This is a genomic window from Paenibacillus lautus (assembly GCF_050482385.1).
Lineage (GTDB): Bacteria > Bacillota > Bacilli > Paenibacillales > Paenibacillaceae > Paenibacillus_AQ > Paenibacillus_AQ lautus_B.
The window spans coordinates 303,063-325,798 of the sequence record NZ_JBCNHV010000015.1 but is presented as its reverse complement, the minus strand read 5'-3'; the positions used below and the strand labels follow the sequence as shown (position 1 = coordinate 325,798).

Below are 22,736 nucleotides of genomic sequence, written 5' to 3'. Positions count from 1 at the left end.
TTTTCATCACCGTACATGGCCTCAGGACATGGTATAATTTGGATGTCCCTGTTAAGTGGGTGGAACATGTAAATGATGAAGGAGAGGGTACCGTTGCAAACGTACCAGAGCAAAGAAGCTTTAATCACTGAAATTCAAAAAACGTACAGGCTTTTTGACCAAGAATTTGATGATGTTGCAGAGGATAAAAGGAATCTTCGTGTTGGCGAAGTGGACAGAACACCTCAAGAGATGATCGCCTATCAGCTCGGATGGCTAACGCTGGTGATGAGCTGGGAGAAGGATGAACTTGCGGGTAAAGAAGTTACGACGCCAACCCCTGACTATAAATGGAATCAACTGGGGGCGTTGTATCAGCAATTCTATCATACGTATGATGGATATTCTTTGGAAGAATTACGTTCGTTGTTGAAGCAGAAGACGGAAGAATGGTGTGAATGGATTAGCCAATTGAGTGAGGAAGAGTTATTTCATTCGGGTGTTCGCAAGTGGACGGTAACTAGTGCCAACTGGCCGATGTGGAAATGGCTGCATATCAATTCCGTCGCACCGTTCAAAAGCTTCAGAACCAAAATCAGAAAGTGGAAGAAGTACGACGGCTAGACTGTATCGCTCGGCAGACATGAGAGGCCGTCCCAATTAGATCTAGTTGCTTGACGTACGGCTCTCATAAACAGAAAGTGTGTCAAATCAAGCTATGGCGGTGCTCAGGATGTTATTCCCACACCCCTATAGTTTCTTTTTGATCAGATAGAGTGGGTCCATGGTATATTGAATGTACAAAAGAAACCGTTCCTTTCGTAAATGGTTTGGGTCGACCTCCATTTTACCAAAGAACGGTTTCTTTGCGACTAAAAAAGTAAGAAATCTGCACGGCGTAGCGGAGAGGACGAATCGATTCCGGACAAGCGTCAGCGCTCGCCTTTGCCCCAACATTTCGTCCTTGCTCAAAACCATTCCAAGAAATGTGGGGGGAACAGCGATGGGAGGAACGATTCGTACATGGAGCGTCTTCTAACAGCAAGAAGGGGGCCTCCCGCAAGATCTAAGAAGCCCCTTTTTTCAGTTGGATTCGAGCGAAAAGGAACAGGCTTGTTTCATTTTTACCGCCCTAGGGACCCGAAAGTCAAAATATTGCACATCAAGGCAAAAATCGGCTCTACAAGAACGGGGTGACTCTCCTTATCATGAATCGTAATCATGATCGATTTGAAGGGAGCAAGAGGTTATGTGGAGCAGTGCGATTAAAGATGCCGTAGAGAAAATCAGGAAGAACATGGATACCTTCGGGACAAGATTTCCCCATGTCAGCAAGGACGGAGCTTATTTGCTGAATGACAATGACGACTGGACGAACGGCTTCTGGAGCGGCCTTCTCTGGCTATGTTATGAATACACAGGTGACGAGGCCTTCAGATTGGGGGCTGTGCGAACCGTAGAAGATTTCCGCCAACGCTTTGCGGATAAGCGGGTGCTGGATCATCACGATATCGGATTTCTGTATTCCTTGTCCTCCAAAGCGGAGTGGATCGTTGATAAGAACGAAAGTGCCCGCCAGTTGACGCTACAGGCTGCGGACTTGCTGCTGAAACGCTGGCGACCGGGCGGAGGATATATTCAAGCCTGGGGTCCTGAAGGGGATGAACAGGAGGGTGGCCGCATCATTATCGATTGTTTGATGAATCTGCCGCTCCTGTTCTGGGCTGAACAGCAAACCGGCAATCCGGTATATCGGCAAATTGCAATCATGCAGGCGGAGAAGACAAGGCGTTATCTGGTGCGGGGAGATGACAGTTCATACCACACCTTCTTCTTTGATCCGCATACCGGGGAGCCGATCGGAGGTGCTACGCATCAAGGCTATACGAACGGGTCGACATGGACGCGGGGTCAAGCCTGGGGGGTATACGGCTTCGCACTGGCATACCATTATACAGGAAATCATGTATACCTCGAAACTTCTAAAAGAATGGCAAGGTATTTCCTTGCGCACTTACCGGAGGATCATGTCGCCCTTTGGGACTTTAATGCTCCCGTAACCGCCGAGACTTATCGCGACAGCTCGGCCTCCGCCATTGTGGCCGCAGGCTTGCTGGAACTGATTGGACATCTGGAGGAGGAGGATCCCGAAAGAGCCGACTTTGAACAAGGTCTGAAGGATTCCATGACCTCGTTGGTACGAAATTATTCCACGATCGGCCAAGAGGCGGGAGGCCTGCTGCAGCATGGCTCTTATCACGTGCGCGGCGGATTGTCTCCGGATGATTTCATGATCTGGGGGGATTATTTTTACCTGGAGGCTTTGATTCGGATGGAGACAGGGAGCAAGGGGTACTGGTATGAACGCTGATGCCACGGAAGCTTCGGTGAATGCCGTTTTGGCGGTTTTGAATCTAGAGCATCCTGCTATTCGTCCGATGCTAGATGATGCAGACGACCAAGGTCAACGGCACGATATACTGAGTAAGCTGCACAAGCACTTCTCTTGTCGGAGGACACCCGGATGGTGGACGAGCAGTGAGGATAAGCACAGAATTACGGAATATGTGAAGCGATACTGTGCAGATGACCTGGAAACCGTGATGAAGACAGCGGATGAGGTGGTGCGGCAGACGTTCCTGTTCCGCTTTCCATGGGATATGGAACGGAGTGTGGTGCCGGTCACGTTTGACGGTGATATGGACTGGTGCCATATCCCCGATCAAGACGTGGAGTGGGCATATATGCTGAATCGCCACCGTTATTGGGTTGCGCTAGGACAAGCGTATGCGATGACAGGCGATGAGAAGTATGCGGAGGTGCTTGGCTGCCAGCTTGAAGACTGGATCAATCGGAATCCTGTCCCACAAGAACCTACGACGGATACGTTGACGTGGCGCCCGATCGAAGCGGGCCTGCGCAGCGCGAACTGGATCAAGGCACTTCGATACATGATCGGCAGTCCATCCCTGACTCCGTCGCTGCTTAGTAAAGTGCTGATTTCGCTTCACGAGCACGGGGAGTATCTGGCTGCTTCCTTCACAAGCTGGAAGCATATCAGCAACTGGGGTGTTCTGGAAACTTGCGGTTTATACCATATTGCACTGTTCTTCCCCGAGTTCAGCAAGTCGGCACGGTGGCGGGAAATGGGGGAAGAGAGACTGAAGGAGACGGCCCGGCTTCAGATCATGGCGGATGGCATTCACTGGGAGCAATCGCCAACGTACCACCATGAGGTGCTGGCTTGTTATCTGGACTGCGTTCACCTCGCCAATCTCAACGGGTTGGAGCTTGACGGTTCATTTTGTCGTACGGTCCGCGAGATGGCTACAGCCTCACTGTACTGGGCGAAGCCGAATCACAGGCAGCCGATGCTGGGAGACAGCGACGACAGTGATATCCGTTCCATTCTGACCTATGCCGCGTGGCTATTTGGCGATTCCGTTTTGCGCTTTGGCGGAAATGCTCGACCGGATTATGATAATGCCTGGCTGTTCGGCATAGAGGGAATCCGTGATTACAAAGCAATGGTTCCCGCGGAGCCGCCATACCTAAGCCGAGCTTTTGCCCATTCCGGTCATTATACAATGCGAACGGGCTGGGACGAAGAAGCGCTGTACCTTTATTTTCACTGCGGTCCGCTTGGGGGAGGTCATGGGCACGCCGATATGCTGCACATCGATCTCCAAGCCTACGGTCGTGATCTGCTCACCGATCTTGGAAGGTACAATTATAGCGATCATACACCACTGAGAAAAGCATTAAAGGAGAGCTCAGCCCATAACACAACGGTCGTTGACGAAATCGGGTTTACAGGGGTCAAGGACACCTGGTCTTTTGATCGGATAGCCGGGCCTCTGAACTGCAGATGGATTAGCAGGCCAGAGTTTGACTATGTCGAAGGGGCGCATGACGGCTATCTCTATGGGAATGAGCCGTTGTATCCGCGCAGAAGGATCATCTTTATCAAGCCTTATTATTGGCTGCTGATCGATAGCTTGGTGTGCCTTGAGCAGCATACCTTTACTCAGCATTTTCATTTTCCGCACCCGCCAGGAGAAGTCTTGATGGAAGCGGAATCATTAATTTGTCGTACAAACACCCTTGGGGAAGCAAATCTATCCATTATCCCCGTAACTACAGACGGCCTGCTTGGGGAAGTGAGCGAGGGCGTCATATCCCGTGAATATAACCTGCTGGAACCTAATGCGAATGCGGCTTACTCCCGGACAGGGAAAGGTTTGATCAGCATCATGCAGGTGCTTTATCCTCATCGTCCAGGCGAAACAGCCGCTCCGCAAGTCCGTAAGGTACCTGTATATCGTCATACGGGCGAGCTGGTTCATGACGGGCAAGCTGAGGCATGCGGGGTTCAGCTCCCGGGAATGGAAGAGGAGTTTATTCTCGTTGTTAGTCACCGTGCGCCGTCCGGTCATTATGATTCTTATGTGGTGGAGGGCATGCAGATCTTCGGAGAGGTTGTGCTTATGACCCTCCAAGGCAGAACTAAGCAAGTAACCGTGATCATTTAATGAATGCTTCCGGCACAGAGGACTGATAGAATAAAGAGGACAATAGCATAAGAGAGGCGCAGAGAAAAATGTTCAAATTCACCTACTACAAACGCATCCAGCTGTCGTTTCTTTTGCTGATCTTTATACCGCTGATTGCGGTTTCTATCATTTCGTTTGTTCTGATCCGGGATACGATGGTAGAGAAGCTGCAGCTCAGCAACGAGAATTTCCTGAACGTCATGACGGATGAGCTGAGCAAGACGATTGACGATGTAACGTTTGCTTCCCATTTTATCGTGAACGATACTAATGTTCGCAATATCCTGAAGTCCTTTGCAGACACGAACCGGCTGGCAACTTATCAGGATTATGTGCATTTTAGACAAATTCAGGATGTGTTTTCCCTGATCAACTCCAAGCCGCTGAATAATAACGTTCGCATGTACTTGGTCAACCGTCAGCACTTCGTCATCTCTTCCGGCACGGGGGATTTGACCGCAATTAACGAAAGTGTCGACGAACTGATGCAGCGCGTCGATCTCAATAAACCGGAAACCCTGCAATGGCTCGGGATGGCCGGCGGCGACTCGGCAGGGAAGGGAAAGAGTTACTATATCGCCAGGGTGATCTATGACAGCCGCGAGAAGAGGCAAGTGTCCGTATTGCTCAGCGCGATTTCCGATACGTACTTCAACAGGCTGCTCGGTACGGTCGACTTTGGTAAGGTGGCCCTCCTGGATACAAACGGGGAAATCATAGCAGGCAATTCGGGGCTGATCCAGCATCATACGGAGACCAAGGGGAGTGTCCGAACGGACAGAACTATTTTGAAATCGAACTGGAAGCTGGCCTATGAGGCTTCGGAGAAAGAGTGGTCGGGGCAAATCTCCCGGACATTTTATACCGGTCTTGCTGGGGTTCTTCTGCTGTTTCTTGTTTTCTCCGGGATGTCCATCCTGATTGCGAAAAGGTTGCATAGTCCGATTCTCAAGCTGCAGCGGGTTGTACGCCAGTTCGGAATGGGAAACCTGGACGTCAGACTGGAGGTTAAGGGCAAGGATGATATCGCCGAATTGGGGCAGACGCTGAATACGATGCTGGATCAATTACAGCGGCTGATTCACGATATCGAACAGGAGCAGGAACAGAAGCGAGTGATGGAGCTCGAAGCCTTGTTTATGCAAATTCGCCCTCATTTTTTGATCAATACGCTGAATTCGATCAAGTGCAGTCTGATCTTGACAAAGGATACACTTCATAGTGGAATTATTGATTCCCTGATGAGTTTGCTCCGAGCCTATCTTAAGGTCAATGAGCCGGCCACTTTGCGCGAGGAATGCAAGCTGCTGGGCCATTATGTCGACATTATGAAAATCCGCAATGAAATCCCGCTTCATTTAGAGGTCGATCTGGATCCGGAAACCGAGGGGCTCATTTTGCCGAAACTTATTTTGCAGCCTGTCGTTGAGAATGCCATCGTCCATGGGCTTGTAGACCATCAGACTCCACGCATTGAGATCCGTTCCCGAAGCAACCCGGACGGAATCCGAATTGTGATTACAGACAATGGCGTCGGGGCCGATGAAGACATGCTCCAATGTCTGAACCGTAGGCTGGGAAAACGAAGCGGTGAGCAGGATGGGGCTTATGAGAGAGTGGGTCTTATGAACGTCGTCCAAAGACTCCGATTGACCTTCGGACAGGAAGCGAGCTTGACACTCGCCAACCTTCCGCAGGGAGGAATGTCGGTTTCACTGTATTTGCCCCAAAGTCATCATCATGGTTATCTACCGGAGGGAGAGGAAGAATGATGTATAGAGTAATGCTCATAGACGATGATGTTCCTATGCTCAAGGTACTGCAACAGATGATTGACTGGGAGGCAAACAATCCGCAGATTGCCGGCAGTACGTATTCCAGCGCGAAAGCGCTGCATATGTTTGAGGAATTACGTCCGGATATTGTCATTACGGATATCGGACTGCCGCAGAAAAACGGCATTGAGTTGGCGGAACACTTTATTCACGTGAAGCCGGAGGTTCGGATTATCTTCCTGACCTGTCATGAGGATTTTCATTACGCCCAGCAAGCCGTAAAGCTGCAAGCGGATGATTATTTGATCAAAGATCAGCTCACGGCTGAGCAGTTGGAACAGAGCCTTGGCAAGTCCATGCACTTGTTAAAGACGCGAGCCGGTCTGATTAATCGCGAGGCGGCGAGTTACAACAGCCAGCTCTTTCGGCAGGATTTGCTGCAAAGGGTAATCAATGGCTCGCCGTCCGAAGCCACTTTGGCTTATGCGGCACAGATCGGCATCTCCTGGACGTATCCGTGGTTTATGCTGGGACTGGTCAGCATTCAGCTGTCTAGCTTTGACAAGCGTTTCAGACAAACGGAATTTCCACTGATTTTATACGCTGTCTACAATATCGCGATGGAATTATCCGAATCGTATGAAGGAATTACGCCGTTCATGGAGCAGGGGAACATTGTGATTCTGCATAACTTTAGGGTGAATCTCGCACAGAATGCCAGTTTGCATCTTCATAATTATTTGCAGCGGCTGCGTTATCAGTGCGTCCACTTTCTCAAAATTCAACCCAACGTTATCGCAGTCACAGACAAAATGGAATTAAGCTCGATTGGTTCCATCTATCAGGAAATTCTCCATGGCAAGTGCGAGTTTTACGCAAATACCGACTATACGATATCCGAAATTTCACAGATCCGATCTCGTTGGTTTCAAGCCGCGCCGCAGGGGTTTCTTGACAGCTACGTTTCAGAGCTCGAACGGATGCTCATCAAGCAGGATCTTGATGGTATTCGCACTACCCTGCATAAAATCGCCGGGAATGCAAAAGAGCTGTCGATTGATCCGGGCGACTTTACCAGGGAGCTTTCCTCCATGCTTCGCGGTATCGAGTTGATGTTTTCCAGTCTGAAATTCGATGAGGATCTGTTCGCCTATCTTGCTTTAGCCCGCACCTTGGAGGATATGATGGAACTGGTGGAGAGAAAGCTGACCCAGGTTATCGGAACCCGGCAAACGGGAGTAGGAAGCTCTCCGAATGAGCCAAAGCTGCAGGTGATCCAGCAATATATCGATCAGCATCTTGACGATAACATCACGTCGATCGACATGGCACGCTATCTGTTTTTGAATCCGAGCTATTTTTCGCGATATTTCAAACGGATGACGGGGTTGACCTTCACGGATTACGTGCATCAATACAAGATGAAGATGGCCACCAAAATGCTCAGAATGTCCGGACAAAATCTGGAGTCACTGGCCATGGGATTAGGTTATTCGGACCGGACGTATTTTTCAAAAGTGTTTAAAAAATACGTGGGGACCACGCCCAGCGAATATAAAGCGAAGTATACCGCGCGAAAATAAGTGGACCGCTACAGTTCAATTCACATTTACAGCAGCAAGCCGCCTGGCAAGGGCGGCTTTTTAAGATTTAAGAATGAATAAGCTTTCAGCGAAGCGTTAGCAATAATGTATTCGCATTTATATGTTTTGGGGTCCCCGCAAAGTATTTGGATAAGCATCGAAGCATAGGTTCCACTTTGTGGGGCTAAATGTTTTGGGGTCCCCGCAAAGTATTTGGAATAAGCATCGAAGCATAGGTTCCACTTTGTGGGGCTTTTTTTAGGTCAAAATCTTGCACATGGCTGGTCATAATCCATCCTTCTTGCCGGTGGCGGATGTATTACTATAATGACAACTTACAAATTGTTGAGGTGATGCTACATGGAGGCTGTACAACAACCAGTGCCCAAGAGCCGGCGGAAGTTTTGGACTCCCAAGCGGAAAGAGGCTTTAGTAGGGTGGCTGTTTCTGGCCCCGGAAATCGTCGGGATGCTGCTATTAAACGTATTTGCCCTTGGATTTTCCTTATATTTGAGTTTATCCGATTGGGATATGCTGTCGGGAGTCCAGGGTATCGAGTTTACCGGACTGGATAACTACATCAAGATGTTCCATGATCCGACCATTATTCAAGCGATTAAGAACAACTTGATCTATATGGTGTTTACGGTGCCGATCCCCATTGCGATCGCCCTGGTGCTTTCGGTATTGATTCACAACAGCGTGTTCTTCAAGAGTTATTTTAAAGTCGCGTTCTTTATTCCTTACATCTCTTCGATCATCGCAGTTGCTGCGGTGTGGAGCGCATTGTTCCACCCATCGCTGGGGCCGATCAACCAGTTTCTGATGGAACTCGGGATCAGCAATCCGCCGAAATGGCTGGTCGATCCGAAAACGTCGCTCTTGGCGATTTCAATTATCAGTTCCTGGGCGGGCCTGGGCTACACGATCATTATCTATATGGCCGGACTCACGAACATTTCAAATGAAATTTACGAAGCGGCGGATATTGACGGTGCCAGCGCGATTAAAAAGTTTTTTGCGATCACGGTTCCGATGCTCCGTCCGACGACCTTCTTCCTGTTAATTACGATGTTGATTGGCTCGTTTAAAGTGTTCGACATCATCGCCTTTTTAACGGAAGGCGGCCCGAACAATTCTTCTACCGTGCTTGTATTCCGCATCTATGAGGAAGGCTTTAAATACTACAATATGGGATACGCTTCGGCCATTTCCTGGCTGCTGTTCGCGGTTATCGGCCTGATTACCGCGCTCACCTGGAAAATGAGAAATGAAGAATAAGGAGGGAGAGGAATGTACATGCAGCTGCTTCGAAAAAACATATCCAAAGTGGTAACCACCGTTATCATGGGGGCATTGTCCATCGTGTTTCTCGTTCCGCTCATCTGGATGATTTCCGCGGCTTTTAAATTTGAGAAGGATGTTATGCGATTCCCGATTCAATGGATACCGGAGAAAGTGAATCTGGCGTACAATTTCAAGATGGTTTGGATGGGAAGAGTTCCTTTCTATGATTTCTATCTCAATTCTTTTAAAATAGCAATTATTACAACCTTAATCACGCTGATCATCTCATCTATGGCAGCCTATGCGTTGACGAAGGTTCGATTCAAAGGACGGAATCTTGTCTTTATGGCCTTGCTCTCGTTCATGATCATTCCGGATCAGGCGACGCTGATTCCGAGATTTCTACTGATTCGCTGGTTTGGTCTCTACAATACGCATGCGGCCATCATCTTCATGAGTATGTTCTCGATCTACTTCACATTCCTGCTTCGTCAGTTTATGATCGGTATCAGCGATGAATATTTGGAAGCGGCCAGAATTGACGGAGCGGGTCATTTGCGGACATTTGCTTCCATTATGGTTCCGCTGTGCAAACCTGTGCTTGCAACGGTAGCAATCATTAAATTCATTTGGACATGGAACGATTACCAGAATCCGCTCATCTTCTTGCTGGACAAGGACTTATATACGATTCCGCTGGGTATGACGCTGTTCCGTGATGACTACACCAACAACTATGCCATTATGATGATGGCGGCGGTATCGGCGATCATTCCGCTGGTCATTGTGTTCATCGCGTTGCAAAAGCAGGTTATAAACGGCATTGCTTTAGGTGGGGTAAAAGGTTGATGCGAAGTCAATCGTTAACAATCAGAAGTTACCGGAAAGTCAAAAATGTATTCCTAGAACCTCAAAATTGTGCACTTGATCGGCCAAGCCGCTGCCTATAATGAACATGTAAGCGCGACAACTAATTTATCTGTGCAGGGGGAAGTAAGATGAAGAAAAAAAGCAAACACAGATTATCGGTCATTCTTAGTACGATCCTAGCGAGCACCCTGGTATTAAGCGGCTGCGGGAAATCCGGGTCGGAAACGGGTGCCGGCAGCAGCGGTGGAAGCGGCCAGACGGACAAGCAGGTTACCGTCAAGTATTACAACTGGGATAACGAAGCTCAACAGGCGGGTACGGACGCGATGCTCCAGGAGTTCATGGATCAGAATCCGGATATCAAGGTTGAACACGTGGTTCTGGTTCCGGGCGATTCCGTGGAGATGATGAAAAAGTTGGATTTCCTGATCTCTTCCGGTGAAGCGATTGATGTTATTCAATTTCCAAGCTTGGGCGGAGTTCTCGAACGGGCTACACGCGGAGCTCTTGCTCCCCTGAACGAGTTCTATGAGCAAGAAAGTCTGGTTCCAGAAGACGAGTACTTCGTCAATGCCAAGGTAGACGACAAGTATTATGGCATGCAGTACACCAAGAGCATGAACTATGTGATGCTCAACAAGAATGCTCTGGATGAAGCGGGACTTGAAGTTCCGAAATTCGGCTGGACCTGGGATGATTACCGCGACTATTCCAAAAAGCTGACCAAGGGCGAAGGCGTTGACAAACGTTATGGGTCTTACTTCCATACGTGGGAGCTTTATATGAATGCTCCGGCGCAAACCATGATGAAAGATCCGTTCGTATATGAGGACGGAACGACCATTCTGTCCGATCCGACTTACAAGTATTTCTTCCAGCTCCGCAAAGATATGGAGGAGACGGACAAGTCGGCCAAACCTTACAGTGACGTACTTGCCGCGAAGTTGAACTACCGTACTGAATTTTTCAATGAAGAAGCTGCTATGATTCTTACAGGCAACTTTACGATAGCGGATCCTGGCAATACGGAGCAATATCCGCATGATTTCAAAACAGCCTTCGCTCCTGTACCTGTGCCTCCTGCTGGCTCGGAACCTAAAGAGTATGAAGGAAAATATTTCACCAGCGGCAGCATGCTGGCGATGGGCGCCAATTCCTCCAACAAGGAAGCTTCTTTTAAACTTATGAGATTCATGACAACAGCCGATTCGGACAACAGACCAGAGTTCTCTGGCTACAAGAAGGCGAATAACGAAGAACTGCTGACGAAGCTGGTTGCCGGTAATGAGGATAAGTACGATATGGATTCGTTGAAATATACGCTGTTTAGCGATGAAATCCAGTATCTTGATGCTGCCAAAGTCATGGTGACATCTACCTCGGAATTGACTAAGATCATTGATGACGGATTTGCGAAATTCATGCTCAGCAATGAGCCGATTGATGAGGTTCAACAATGGATGGTCGATGAGGCTACAAAAATCATTAACGAAAAAGGCGTTGTTAAATAATCGGGCCGGACGGAATCCAAAAAGGTTGATGCTTAGCTATTGATTGGAAGGGCTGTCTTCAGTAATCATACATCTGAGGCAGCCCTTATTCTATTGTGATACTCAAAAATAGGAGCAGAGCGATGATCAACGAAACTAGAAAGCTTGTAGAACGACGGCCTGCAGAGGTCTGGACGGAGGCATTTCCTGTCGGCAACGGGAGACTCGGAGCGATGGTATTTGGCGGTGTGTCCACCGAGCGGATTGGTTTGAATGAAGATTCCGTCTGGTATGGCGGACCGAAACAGCATGACAATCCAGAGGCGTTAGAAAAGCTTGATGATATCAGATCTCTTCTTCGCTGTGGGGAGCTGCGAGAGGGGGAGCAGCTGGCGCTTACACATTTTACAAATGCTCCGCAATACTTTGGACCTTACCAACCGCTCGGAGAGTTGCTGCTTCAGTTCAAATCTGGCACGTCAGAAGTTCATCATTACAGGCGTGAGCTGAATCTGAGGACAGGTGTTGCTTCCGTAAGCTGGGAAGAGAAAGGGATTCTCTATGACCGAGAAGTCTTTGCTAGCGCTGTTCATCAAGTGCTTGTCGTTCGTATTTCCGCATCAGAACCTGCAGCTATTCATTTATCAGCCCGATTAAGCAGGCGCCCCTTCGATGGAAACATAAAACGAGAAAATGAACGTACATTGGCGATGGAGGGCATATGTGGGCCGGATGGTGTTAAATACGCGGCAGTACTTCATGCTAATACGATTGGCGGCAAGTGTCAAACGGTTGGCAATTACCTCAATATTCAGTCTGCCGATGTCGTTACTTTGCTGCTCGCCGCTCAAACATCGTTCCGCTGTGATGATCCGTACCGGGAGGCGCTGCGACAAGCGGAATCTGCTATATTGCTTCCATATGACTCATTGCTGGACGAGCATATTGCTGATCATTGCGCTTTATTTGAGCGAGTAAGTCTGGAAATCAAAGCGGCTGATACCTTGATAACTCCGGTAACGGAAGAGGGCGCTTCAGAGGCAGAAGATGCACTTGTTGATAGGCCTACTTCGGAGAGACTGCAGCTTTATCGGCAAGGGGGCAATGATCCTGGGCTTGAGGCGTTGTTCTATCATTATGGTCGTTATTTACTGATGGCAAGCTCGAGACCGGGGAGTTTGCCTGCCAATTTGCAGGGAATCTGGAATGAGAGTTTCACGCCACCCTGGGAGAGTGACTATCATCTGAACATTAATTTGCAGATGAACTATTGGATTGCCGAGACCGGTAATTTGCCAGAATGTCACGAGCCATTGTTCGATTTTATCGATCGTTTGGTCATAAACGGGCGGAAGACGGCGAAATCTCTGTATGGGGCGAGAGGCTTTACGGCGCACACTTCATCAAATCTGTGGGCAGAGAGCGGCTTGTTTGGAGCATGGACACCCGCTATTTTCTGGCCGATGGGAGGGGCATGGCTGGCACTGCATTTATGGGAGCATTACCGCTATAGTCTGTCAGAGTCATTCCTGCGTGAACGGGCTTATCCAGTCCTGAAGGAGGCTTCCTTATTCTTTCTTGATTTTCTTGTTTTTGATGAGAACGGCTATCTGGTTACTTCGCCTTCGCTCTCACCGGAGAACAGCTATATTAACGAGAAAGGACAGATCGGTTCCTTATGCTCTGGTCCTTCAATGGATTCACAAATTTTATATGCGTTATTTACCGCCTGTATTGAAGCAGCGGATATTCTGGAGCTGGATGAGGAATGGAGTAGACAATGGAGTGGTACGCGGGCGAAGCTTCCTCAGCCTCAAATCGGCCGATACGGACAGGTCATGGAATGGGCTGTTGATTATGAAGAGTTTGAGCCGGGTCATCGCCATATCTCACATTTATTCGCTCTGCACCCGGGGGAACAGATTATCCCTCATCAAATGCCCAAGTTAGGGGAGGCTGCCAAGGCAACGCTGGAACGGCGCTTGAAGAATGGCGGAGGACATACCGGTTGGAGTCAAGCGTGGATTACGAATTTCTGGTCCAGACTTGGCGAGGGAGAGAAAGCGCATGACAGTCTTCGCGAGCTGCTGGTCAAGGCAGTACATCCGAATTTGTTCGGTGACCATCCCCCTTTTCAAATCGATGCCAATTTCGGCGGAGCGGCCGCGATCCAGGAGATGTTGCTGCAATCCCATGGCGGCGAAGTTCGTTTGCTTCCTGCTCTGCCGTCCTCATGGGCAAGTGGTTCGGTAAAGGGACTGCGTGCTAGGGGCGGTTATACAGTAAATATTAGCTGGAAAGAAGGCAAGCTTGAAACGGCTGAGATTTATTCGGAGAATGTCCGGGATTGTGTTTTATTTAGCGGGCAGCAGCTTGTAATACTTGATTCTACGCATGTTCCTGTACCTATAACATGCCTGTGCTCAGGCTTGGGCTATCAATATACGTTTGCGGCTGAGAGGGGAGAGACCTATCAGATTGCATTAAAACGATAATGAACCATGTTATTTACTGCGTTGGATCCAAGTTTCATACTGAAGCGAAAATCATGTCAGGGAGTGAAAAAAAAGATGAATGATGATTTGAAGCAGAATACGGATTATGTTGCGGCTTTGCCGACCCCAGAGCAGCTAGCCTGGCAGGACTTGGAGCTCGGGATGTTCTGCCATTTCGGAATCAATACGTTCTGTGACCAGGAATGGGGGGAAGGCAAGGATGCTCCGTCTTTGTTTAATCCGGACCGTCTGGATGCCAAGCAGTGGGTCCGGTCCGCGAAGGAAGCCGGATTCCGTTATTTCATATTGACGGCCAAGCACCATGACGGCTTTTGCCTGTGGCCGACGGCGACAACGGACTACTCCGTTGCCTCGAGTCCGTGGAAGGATGGGCGGGGCGATGTCGTAAAGGAATGCGCAGATGCTTGCCAGGAAGAGGGGATCGGCTTCGGTATTTATGTATCACCTTGGGACAGGCATGAGCCGTGTTATGCCGACCCGCAAAAGTATGATGACTTTTATTGCAGACAATTGGAGGAGCTTTTAACCGGCTATGGTCCGCTGGTGGAAGTATGGTTTGACGGTGCGGGGTCAGAAGGCCGCAAATATGACTGGCCTCGAATTATGGATCTCGTTAAAAGGTATCAACCCAGCGCCATGGTGTTTAATATGGGCGCGCCCACGATCCGTTGGGTCGGCAACGAGGATGGTGTAGCACCGTATCCTTGCTGGAACACGGCCGATTCTTCACGGGGAAGCATGTTCAGCGAAGAATCGCTGAAGTGGCTGCCGGAGACGCCGGATTGGGTGCCCGCCGAATGTGATGTCCCCATTCGAAAAGACCGCTGGTTCTGGCATCCCAACGAAGAACACTTGCTGTTGTCTGTTGATCAACTAATGGAAATCTATTATCGGTCGGTCGGACATGGGGCGACCTTGCTGCTCAATGTCGCTCCGGACCATCATGGCCTGCTTCCGGAAGCCGATGTACAACGTCTTCTGGAATTTGGCAGAGAGATCGAGCGTCGGTTTGGTCATGCCCTAGCCGAAAGCTCGGAATCGGGAGAGGTCGTTGAGTTGACCCTTCCCCAAGCAGGCGTGATCGATCATGTCGTTGTCATGGAGGACATTGCTTACGGAGAACGGGTAAGTCAATATGTGCTGGAAGCCTTCATTGATGGAGAATGGCTCGAGCTTACACGCGGAAGCGCGATCGGTCACAAGAAAATCGATGCGTTCTCTCCAGTATCTCCCGACAAGGTGCGTTTACGGGTACTGCAATCGGCAGCAAGTCCGAAAATCAAAAAAATGGCGGTTTATCGCTGCGGGCAATAAACTTTGGACTTTAAACATGAGGCGGAGGGGATCTGTAATGGGAATGCTCACTTGGGAGAACGGACAATACTTGTTGAACGGGCAGCCGTACCGGATCATATCGGGAGCGATTCACTATTTCCGTGTCGTTCCTGAATATTGGGAGGACAGGCTATTAAAATTAAAGGCATGCGGATTCAATACCGTTGAAACTTATATCGCCTGGAATGTACACGAACCCAAAGAAGGGGAATTTACCTTTAGCGGCATGGCTGATGTCGTATCGTTTATCGAATTGGCCGGGAAATTGGGCCTGCACGTCATTGTCAGACCTAGCCCGTTCATCTGTGCGGAGTGGGAATTTGGAGGATTGCCAGGCTGGCTGCTTGGTTATGGAGAAGTCCGGCTTCGTTGCAGTGACCCGCTCTATTTGAGCAAGGTGGATCATTATTACGATGAGCTGATCCCAAGACTGGTTCCGCTGCTGTCTACTAACGGAGGACCAATTCTGGCTGTTCAGGTTGAGAATGAATACGGCAGTTATGGCAACGATCACGCTTATCTTGAGTATTTGCGCGCAGGACTGGTACGGCGCGGGGTTGATGTGCTTCTCTTTACCTCCGACGGACCAACCGACGAAATGCTGCTAGGCGGATCCATTGACAATGTGCACGCGACGGTGAATTTCGGTTCCCGGGTAGAAGAATCCTTCAGCAAATACCGGGAATATCGTACGGATGAGCCGTTGATGGTCATGGAATTCTGGAACGGGTGGTTTGATCACTGGATGGAGGACCATCATGTGCGGGATGCGGCCGATGTTGCCGGCGTACTGGATGAAATGCTAGGGAAAGGCTCCTCGATTAATATGTATATGTTCCATGGTGGAACCAATTTCGGCTTTTACAGTGGAGCGAATCACATCCAGACCTATGAGCCAACAACGACTAGCTACGATTATGATGCTCCTTTGACGGAGTGGGGGGATCAGACGGAGAAATATGAGGCGGTGCGGTTGGTGCTTGGCAAGCATGGTTTTAAGCCGGGTTGTGTCTTCCCGGATCCCATTCCAAAGGTAGCCTACGGAAAGGTCTCGTTGTCTGAAATGGCAGGGCTGTTTGCGGATGCCAATTTAGAGCATCTCTCAGAGCCGATACAAAGCGTATGCATCCAGCCGATGGAAAAATTCGGACAGTCCTATGGCTTTATATTGTACAGCACATTTATTCAGGGACCGCGGCAAGGACAGCAGCTGCATATTCAGGAGGTCCGGGATCGTGCCCAGGTATTTCTGGATGGTCGGCCGCTTGGCGTTATCGAACGATGGAATTCAGAGCCGCTCGATATTACCGTACCCGCAAACGGAGCGAGACTGGATATTCTCGTCGAGAACATGGGCCGGATCAATTACGGGCCGCTTATCCGCGATCCCAAGGGAATTACGGAAGGTGTGAGAATCGATAACCAGTTCCTGTATGACTGGACGATCCGGACCCTGCCGCTGGAGCCCGAGATGCTGACCTCTCTCTCTTATAAACCGGTTACGGATGAAGGCCAGGCGGAGCAAGAAGAGCTGTCCATGCCGGAGCCGGAAAACGCGGGCCAGCCTGGATTTTACCGCGGCTGCATTCAGGTGGAGGACATCGGGGATACGTTCCTTCGCTTTGATGGCTGGAACAAAGGTGTCGCCTGGATCAATGGCTTCAATCTCGGCCGGTACTGGAAGGCGGGGCCGCAGAAGGCATTGTATATTCCCGGCCCTTTATTGCGTAAAGGGGAGAATGAGCTGGTTCTATTTGAACTGCATGGCCGTCCCGCATCTTGCGAGGTCGAACTGTCAGATCAGCCGGACCTTGGACAGACCGCGGCAGTAGACGAATCTGTGCTTAATTTCGTACAGGATGGAGAAGACAAATAGTCCATAAACACACGGCTCGGAACGAAAGCGATTGATGGTGCGGAAATCCGGACGCTGTCTCCCGGCAATCCACATGAACATGACATTCTCGCGAACGGCTTTGGCGATCTGACGAGAAGAGTAGATCCGTTGTGTGTCAGCGTAGACGATGACTTTGGTGAGCATCAAAAAGAAACCGTTCCTTACGTAAATGGTTTGGGTCGCACCTCCATTTTACCGAAGAACGGTTTCTTTGCGTCTAAACGTAAGCCATCTGCACGGCGTAGCGGAGAGGACGAATCGATTCATGTACAGGACAATGTCAGAAATGTATACGCTTTCGGTCAAAATTCTCCACATCCTATTTTTTCAACTAAGTAAGATTACAAGTAACACGAGGCCTGATGCGGGTATGGAGCCGTAGGAGTCTTAGAAAGCTGAGGTGTACGCGTACCAGGTTTGTGGCTTGTACTTTAACCATATGGCGGGGTGAATTAATGCGAAAAACCAGTTTTTTGTTAGCGCTTACGCTTGGGATAGATCTCTTGTCCGCAAGCATCGGAAGTTTCACAGCCGGGGTAGCGTCGGCTGCATCTACCAATCTAATGCTTAATGGAAGTTTTGAAGAAACGACTTCCACGGTAAGCGGGGCCTGGAAAGGGATCGCGGATCCGATTCCGGTTCATTGGGATTTATGGATTCCAACCGGCAGCGGCAAAGAGCCGAACAAAACGGCAACGGTCAAAATTGATACGGAACAATCGCATGACGGGAAACAATCACTTTTGTTTGATGCTTTTAACACGAGTCGGGTATCCGTCAACCAGGTGGTCACATCTGTGACACCCGGCAAATCCTACAAGCTTAAGCTATGGCTAAAGACGGATAGCGTATCTGGCCAGGGCGTTTACTTCCGGACACAATACTATAATACGGCCAAGGTGGGGGACGGACCTGCTTCCGAAAAATGGACGGGAACCCGGGATTGGACGATGCAGCAGGTGGTTCTGACGATTCCCGAAACAACAACCAAATTGATCATTGAGCCATTTCTGGAGACAGGGAAAGGGAAGGTCTGGTTTGACGACCTGGTGCTGGAGGAATATTCAGGTTATACCGGAATCACGCTGGATCAAACGGCTTTATCCATAGGAGTTGGAGGCAAGGTTACGCTGTCTCCGACCATGACGCCATCTACGGCATCGGATAAACGTGTAAGTTGGACTTCGAGCAACCCCGATGCGGCGATCGTAAATGATCTCGGCGAGGTTACCGGCGTAGGTATCGGTACGACAACGATCAGACTTTCAACACCGGATGGTCTTACGTCAGCAGAATGTTTAGTGAATGTGGAGTCTGCTTCAGACATGGAGGCTTACGAAAGTTTACGTGAAAAATGGCATACACGTCTCACTGGCGGCGCCTTTGACGAGAGCGATCCTGATATTGTTGAAGCCGTCACCGCCCAAGCGGATAAGGCTTCTGCATTCTGGAAGTCGCTGGACAAGTCATCCGGGCGTACACGGCTGTGGAGCGATCTGACCAGCACGACCGATTCCAGTCAAATCACGACGGCTTACAATCGATTGAAAACGATGGCTTTGGCGTATTCCGTTCCGGGCTCCGATATGTTCGAAAACAAGGAGCTTGCCAGCGATATTGCCAGCGCACTCGACTGGATGTACGCCAATCGCTACAATGGCAGCAAAAAAGCCTACAACAATTGGTGGGACTGGGAGATCGGCGCTCCACAAGCGCTCAATGATGTGATGGTGTTGATGTACGACCATCTGTCTCGGGAACAAATCAACCGATTCATATCGGCAATCGATACATTCTGTCCGAACCCGAAGACAGGCTCCGTGCTTGGCGTCAGCGGGGTCAAAATGACCGGTGCCAATTTATTGGATAAAGCGTTTGTGGTCACCGTCCGAGGAATTATCGGAAAAAACAGTGCCAAAATTATGCTGGGTAGAGATTCCATCGGTTCCGAGTATGTTTATGCGACAAAAGGGGACGGCGTATATCGCGACGGCTCCCTTGTGCAGCATTCGAATATCGCGTATACCGGAGGTTACGGATCGGTATGGTTGAAAGGCACGGCGGACATGTCCTACCTGTTGACCGATTCGCCATGGCCGATCACGGATCGTAACGTATTGAATGTGTATGATTGGGTATCGCAGACCTATGAACCCATCATTTATAACGGACAGTTCATGGATATGGTCAACGGAAGGGGGATCTCCCGCAGTGGCAGCGGCAGCGCCCGCGGTACGATCATTACCTTGCTGCGCATGGCGGAATCCGCACCAGCCGATGTGGCCCTTTCCATCAAGCAAATGGCAAAGGAATGGATATCCAAAGATACAACCTACAGTAATTATTACGAAGGATTGTCCCTTGGCGATATCATGGTCATTAAAAAGCTGATGAACGAGGATTCGATTACACCGAGGGGCCATCTGGTAAAAAATCAGGTGTTTGCAGGCATGGACCGGGTCGTTCATTTGCGGGATGGTTTCGGGTTTGGTCTGAGCCTGTTTTCGGATCGAATTTCGGCCTTTGAGAAGGGAAATAACGAGAACTTGCAGGGCTGGTATACAGGCATAGGCATGACCTATTTGTATGATCGGGATTTCGGGCAGTACCGTCATGACTTCTGGCCGACCGTCGATTCCTTCCGCTTGCCAGGGACCACAACGGATGGATCCGGAAAAGGACGGGTACCCGGAGAATGGACCTCGTATATGAATACTCAATCTTGGGTCGGGGGCGTATCGCTGGATGGCGAATACGGAGCCGCCGGCATGGATTTTTCGTTGGCTAAGGTGACGGGCAGCGATTTGAAGGGCAAAAAGTCCTGGTTCATGTTCGATGATGAGATTGTCGCGCTTGGCTCCGGCATTACCAGTAATGGAAGCGGGCCTCAAACGGTTGAAACCCTAATCGAGAACCGCATGTTGAATGCTGCCGGGGACAATAGACTCATTATGGACGGCGTTGACCAGCCGTTAGCGACCGGATCGCCGTATAAGACAAGTGGTGTACATTGGGCACACCTCGACAGTAATACAGATGGGTCCGGAACGGGGTATTACTTCCCGGATGCAGCGGAATTATCGGTACTCCGTGAGAGCAGAACCGCCAGTTGGAAGGAGATTAACAGCTCGCAAGCGAGTACTCCGATTACGCGGAATTATTTAAGTCTGGCCTTCGATCACGGAGAAACGCCAGCTAATGCCTCCTATTCGTACGTCCTGCTGCCTGAGCAGGGTGGGGAGGCAACTAAGCAGTACAGCGAGAATCCGGATATCGACGTGTTGGCAAACACGATAGACATTCATGCGGTGAAGGAGAAGAAGCTTGGCCTCACAGCGGCTAATTTTTGGAATCCGGGTACTGTGGGCGATCTGCGTTCGGAGCAGCCAGCTTCGGTGATCATGAAGGAAACGGACGACGGCTTGAGTCTCACGGTCTCCGATCCGACACAGCAGCAGTCCGAAATAACGCTGTATTTAAATCGCGCGGGGCTTGTATTAGCAAGTGCTGATTCGACTGTAACTATTGAACAAACGGCGCCGTACATTAAACTGCGCTTGAACACGAACGGATCATTAGGTGCGGCGCATACCGTTGTTTTTAAGAAAGAGGTGCCTGTCTCTTCCTTGCATTCGACGCTTCAAACCGAAACGAGTGTCGATCTGGAATGGAAGGTCCCGGATGGCGTGTCGGGAATAGAAGGTTATGAAATTAGCAAGGACGGTATTACGGTGAGTGACGCTACTTACCGCACAGTGACATCCGACACCTACACTGCGACCGTAGACGGCCTGCTGCCTGGCACCATTTATCACTTTGCGGTATCGGGCCTTGATGGAGGCGGCCAGCGGGTAGGAGACAGCCGGGAGATTACGGTCGCGACTCGTGATGACACCCCGCCAAGCGCGCCTGTGCTGAGTTATACATCGGTGACAGATACTTCAATTGCCTTAAAGTGGTCCGAGTCTTCCGACAATGTAGGAGTATCCGGCTACAGCCTTTACAGAGATGGGCAGTGGGTGACGAGTGTGTCTGCGTCGGTGTATAGCCAAACGCTGGACGGGTTGATTCCAGCAACCGAATACGTTTTTAGTGTGAAGGCATCCGATGCCGCAGGAAATCAGTCGGAGAGCAACAAGCTGCGAGTAACGACGGATCCATCCTCTACCGAGGGTGGAACGGATAATGGCTCCGGTAACGGGAATGGATCGGAGAGCAATTCGCACGACAACACGTCCGGCAATGAAGGGACGCAAGGTAATGCGGACACTTCAACGGAAACGAGCCATCATGAAGCGACCCACGGGGTCAAAATCGTGAATGAGAAGACGCTTCGGGGGCCAGTGGACGGTGTAGTCTCGATCTCACTCACTGAAGAGGAAACCAAGATCAGCCTGCCCCAACAAGCCGGAGCGCTCCTTGGTAAGAGCAAGCTGGAAATCAAGAAGATGGGCGTAACTCTTACAATCGATTCGGCGCTGCTTTCGGCAATCGAAGCCGATTCGGTCGGCCATACGGCGGTACTGCTGACATTCGAACCGATTGGGGAACAGGAAGCGTCTATTTTAGTCAGTGGTTCCCGTGGATCGAATCTTCAGCTCCGATCAGGCGGGATGATGAAATTCGGCGTATTTCTTGTCGGAGCAGATATGGAAAAGGAATATAATCAACCTTTTGTGGTGCCTGCCCGGATCCGTTTTGACGCCTCGGCTTATGCCGGATTGGACCCTGAACTGTTGGGGATTTATGTATATGATCAAGATGTTCAAACATGGAAGGATGTCAGCGGGTTAACCGGGAACCACAAAGAATCAATCGAAGCTTACATAAATAGTCCTGGATTATACACGGTGCTGGAATACAACAAAGGGTTTAACGACCTGCCTGCTTCGCACTGGGCGCAACGCGCAGTTAAAGTATTGACCGCACGGCATGTTGTAAATGGTCGGACGGAAACGGAGTTTGCTCCGGACTCGGCGGTAACACGCGCCGAATTTATTTCATTGATCGTACGGACTTGGGGCTTTGCGGCAAGTGACAAAAACGCATTTAATGACGTCAAACCGCAGGCCTGGTATGCGGATGCGGTTGCCGCCGCCTATGAAGCCGGGCTTGTTAAAGGTAAAGCGGATGGTACATTTGACCCCAATGGGCCGATAAGCCGGGAGGATATGGCTGTCATGGTTGCAAGACTTTCAACGATTATCATGGGCAGTACGGAAGGACAGGTTAAAGAAATCAAGTTCATAGACGCGGATCAAGTATCCGCTTATGCACGGGAAGACCTGAAGCTTGCCGTAAACCTTGGTTTAATGCAGGGAAGGGGAGAAGCTTTCCATCCCCAAGGACAGACCACCCGTGCAGAGGCGGCGCAGGTAATGCTGAATATGATCAATTTCCTGGGGATGAATAACCCATTAATAGAGGGCCGTTAGGCCCTCTTCTGGGGTA

12 protein-coding genes and 1 pseudogene are annotated in these 22,736 nt (G+C 49.9%); 12 read left to right on the top strand and 1 reads right to left on the bottom strand.

Going from position 1 to position 22,736, the window contains the following annotated elements; all coding sequences use genetic code 11:
- Nucleotides 1–72: 72 nt before the first annotated feature.
- From ABEW73_RS19835 to ABEW73_RS19785, 11 genes are all read left to right on the top strand, one after another.
- Nucleotides 73–603 (top strand): ClbS/DfsB family four-helix bundle protein, encoded by a 531-nt coding sequence (locus ABEW73_RS19835; RefSeq protein ID WP_430172263.1) that lies wholly within the window; start codon nt 73–75, stop codon nt 601–603.
- 625 nt (nt 604–1,228) lie between these two features.
- Nucleotides 1,229–2,350, top strand: a complete 1,122-nt coding sequence (locus ABEW73_RS19830) for a glycoside hydrolase family 88 protein (RefSeq protein ID WP_430172261.1) — start codon at nt 1,229–1,231, stop codon at nt 2,348–2,350.
- Nucleotides 2,340–4,511 carry an alginate lyase family protein gene (locus ABEW73_RS19825; RefSeq protein WP_430172259.1) on the top strand — a complete coding sequence of 724 codons (2,172 nt, stop codon included), beginning with the start codon at nt 2,340–2,342 and terminating at the stop codon, nt 4,509–4,511. Before ABEW73_RS19830 ends, ABEW73_RS19825 begins: the two co-directional genes overlap by 11 nt.
- Nucleotides 4,512–4,579: 68 nt before the next feature.
- Nucleotides 4,580–6,304 (top strand): cache domain-containing sensor histidine kinase, encoded by a 1,725-nt coding sequence (locus tag ABEW73_RS19820; RefSeq protein WP_430172258.1) that lies wholly within the window; start codon nt 4,580–4,582, stop codon nt 6,302–6,304.
- The gene (locus tag ABEW73_RS19815; RefSeq protein WP_430172256.1) at nt 6,301–7,890 is read left to right on the top strand and encodes a response regulator transcription factor; all 1,590 of its coding nucleotides are present in this window, start codon (nt 6,301–6,303) and stop codon (nt 7,888–7,890) included. Before ABEW73_RS19820 ends, ABEW73_RS19815 begins: the two co-directional genes overlap by 4 nt.
- Nucleotides 7,891–8,250: 360 nt before the next feature.
- Nucleotides 8,251–9,171, top strand: a complete 921-nt coding sequence (locus ABEW73_RS19810) for a carbohydrate ABC transporter permease (RefSeq protein WP_430166272.1) — start codon at nt 8,251–8,253, stop codon at nt 9,169–9,171.
- 18 nt (nt 9,172–9,189) lie between these two features.
- Nucleotides 9,190–10,026 carry a carbohydrate ABC transporter permease gene (locus ABEW73_RS19805; protein ID WP_430166288.1) on the top strand — a complete coding sequence of 279 codons (837 nt, stop codon included), beginning with the start codon at nt 9,190–9,192 and terminating at the stop codon, nt 10,024–10,026.
- A 149-nt stretch (nt 10,027–10,175) separates the two neighbouring features.
- The gene (locus ABEW73_RS19800) at nt 10,176–11,558 is read left to right on the top strand and encodes an ABC transporter substrate-binding protein (RefSeq protein WP_430166270.1); all 1,383 of its coding nucleotides are present in this window, start codon (nt 10,176–10,178) and stop codon (nt 11,556–11,558) included.
- A 122-nt stretch (nt 11,559–11,680) separates the two neighbouring features.
- The gene (locus tag ABEW73_RS19795; protein ID WP_430166268.1) at nt 11,681–14,032 is read left to right on the top strand and encodes a glycoside hydrolase family 95 protein; all 2,352 of its coding nucleotides are present in this window, start codon (nt 11,681–11,683) and stop codon (nt 14,030–14,032) included.
- 75 nt (nt 14,033–14,107) lie between these two features.
- Nucleotides 14,108–15,367: an alpha-L-fucosidase gene (locus tag ABEW73_RS19790; RefSeq protein ID WP_430166266.1), complete on the top strand. Its 1,260-nt coding sequence runs from the start codon at nt 14,108–14,110 to the stop codon at nt 15,365–15,367.
- Between the two features lie 37 nt (nt 15,368–15,404).
- The gene (locus tag ABEW73_RS19785) at nt 15,405–17,264 is read left to right on the top strand and encodes a glycoside hydrolase family 35 protein (RefSeq protein WP_430166265.1); all 1,860 of its coding nucleotides are present in this window, start codon (nt 15,405–15,407) and stop codon (nt 17,262–17,264) included.
- Between the two features lie 15 nt (nt 17,265–17,279).
- On the opposite strand, the pseudogene ABEW73_RS19780 reads toward ABEW73_RS19785, so the two are convergent.
- A pseudogene (locus ABEW73_RS19780) lies at nt 17,280–17,429 on the bottom strand (transposase); the annotation flags it as partial.
- A gap of 311 nt (nt 17,430–17,740) precedes the next feature.
- Between ABEW73_RS19780 and ABEW73_RS19775 the strand changes: the two are divergent.
- Complete coding sequence (locus tag ABEW73_RS19775; RefSeq protein WP_430166263.1) at nt 17,741–22,720, top strand: polysaccharide lyase family 8 super-sandwich domain-containing protein; 4,980 nt, start codon at nt 17,741–17,743, stop codon at nt 22,718–22,720.
- Nucleotides 22,721–22,736 lie beyond the last annotated feature (16 nt).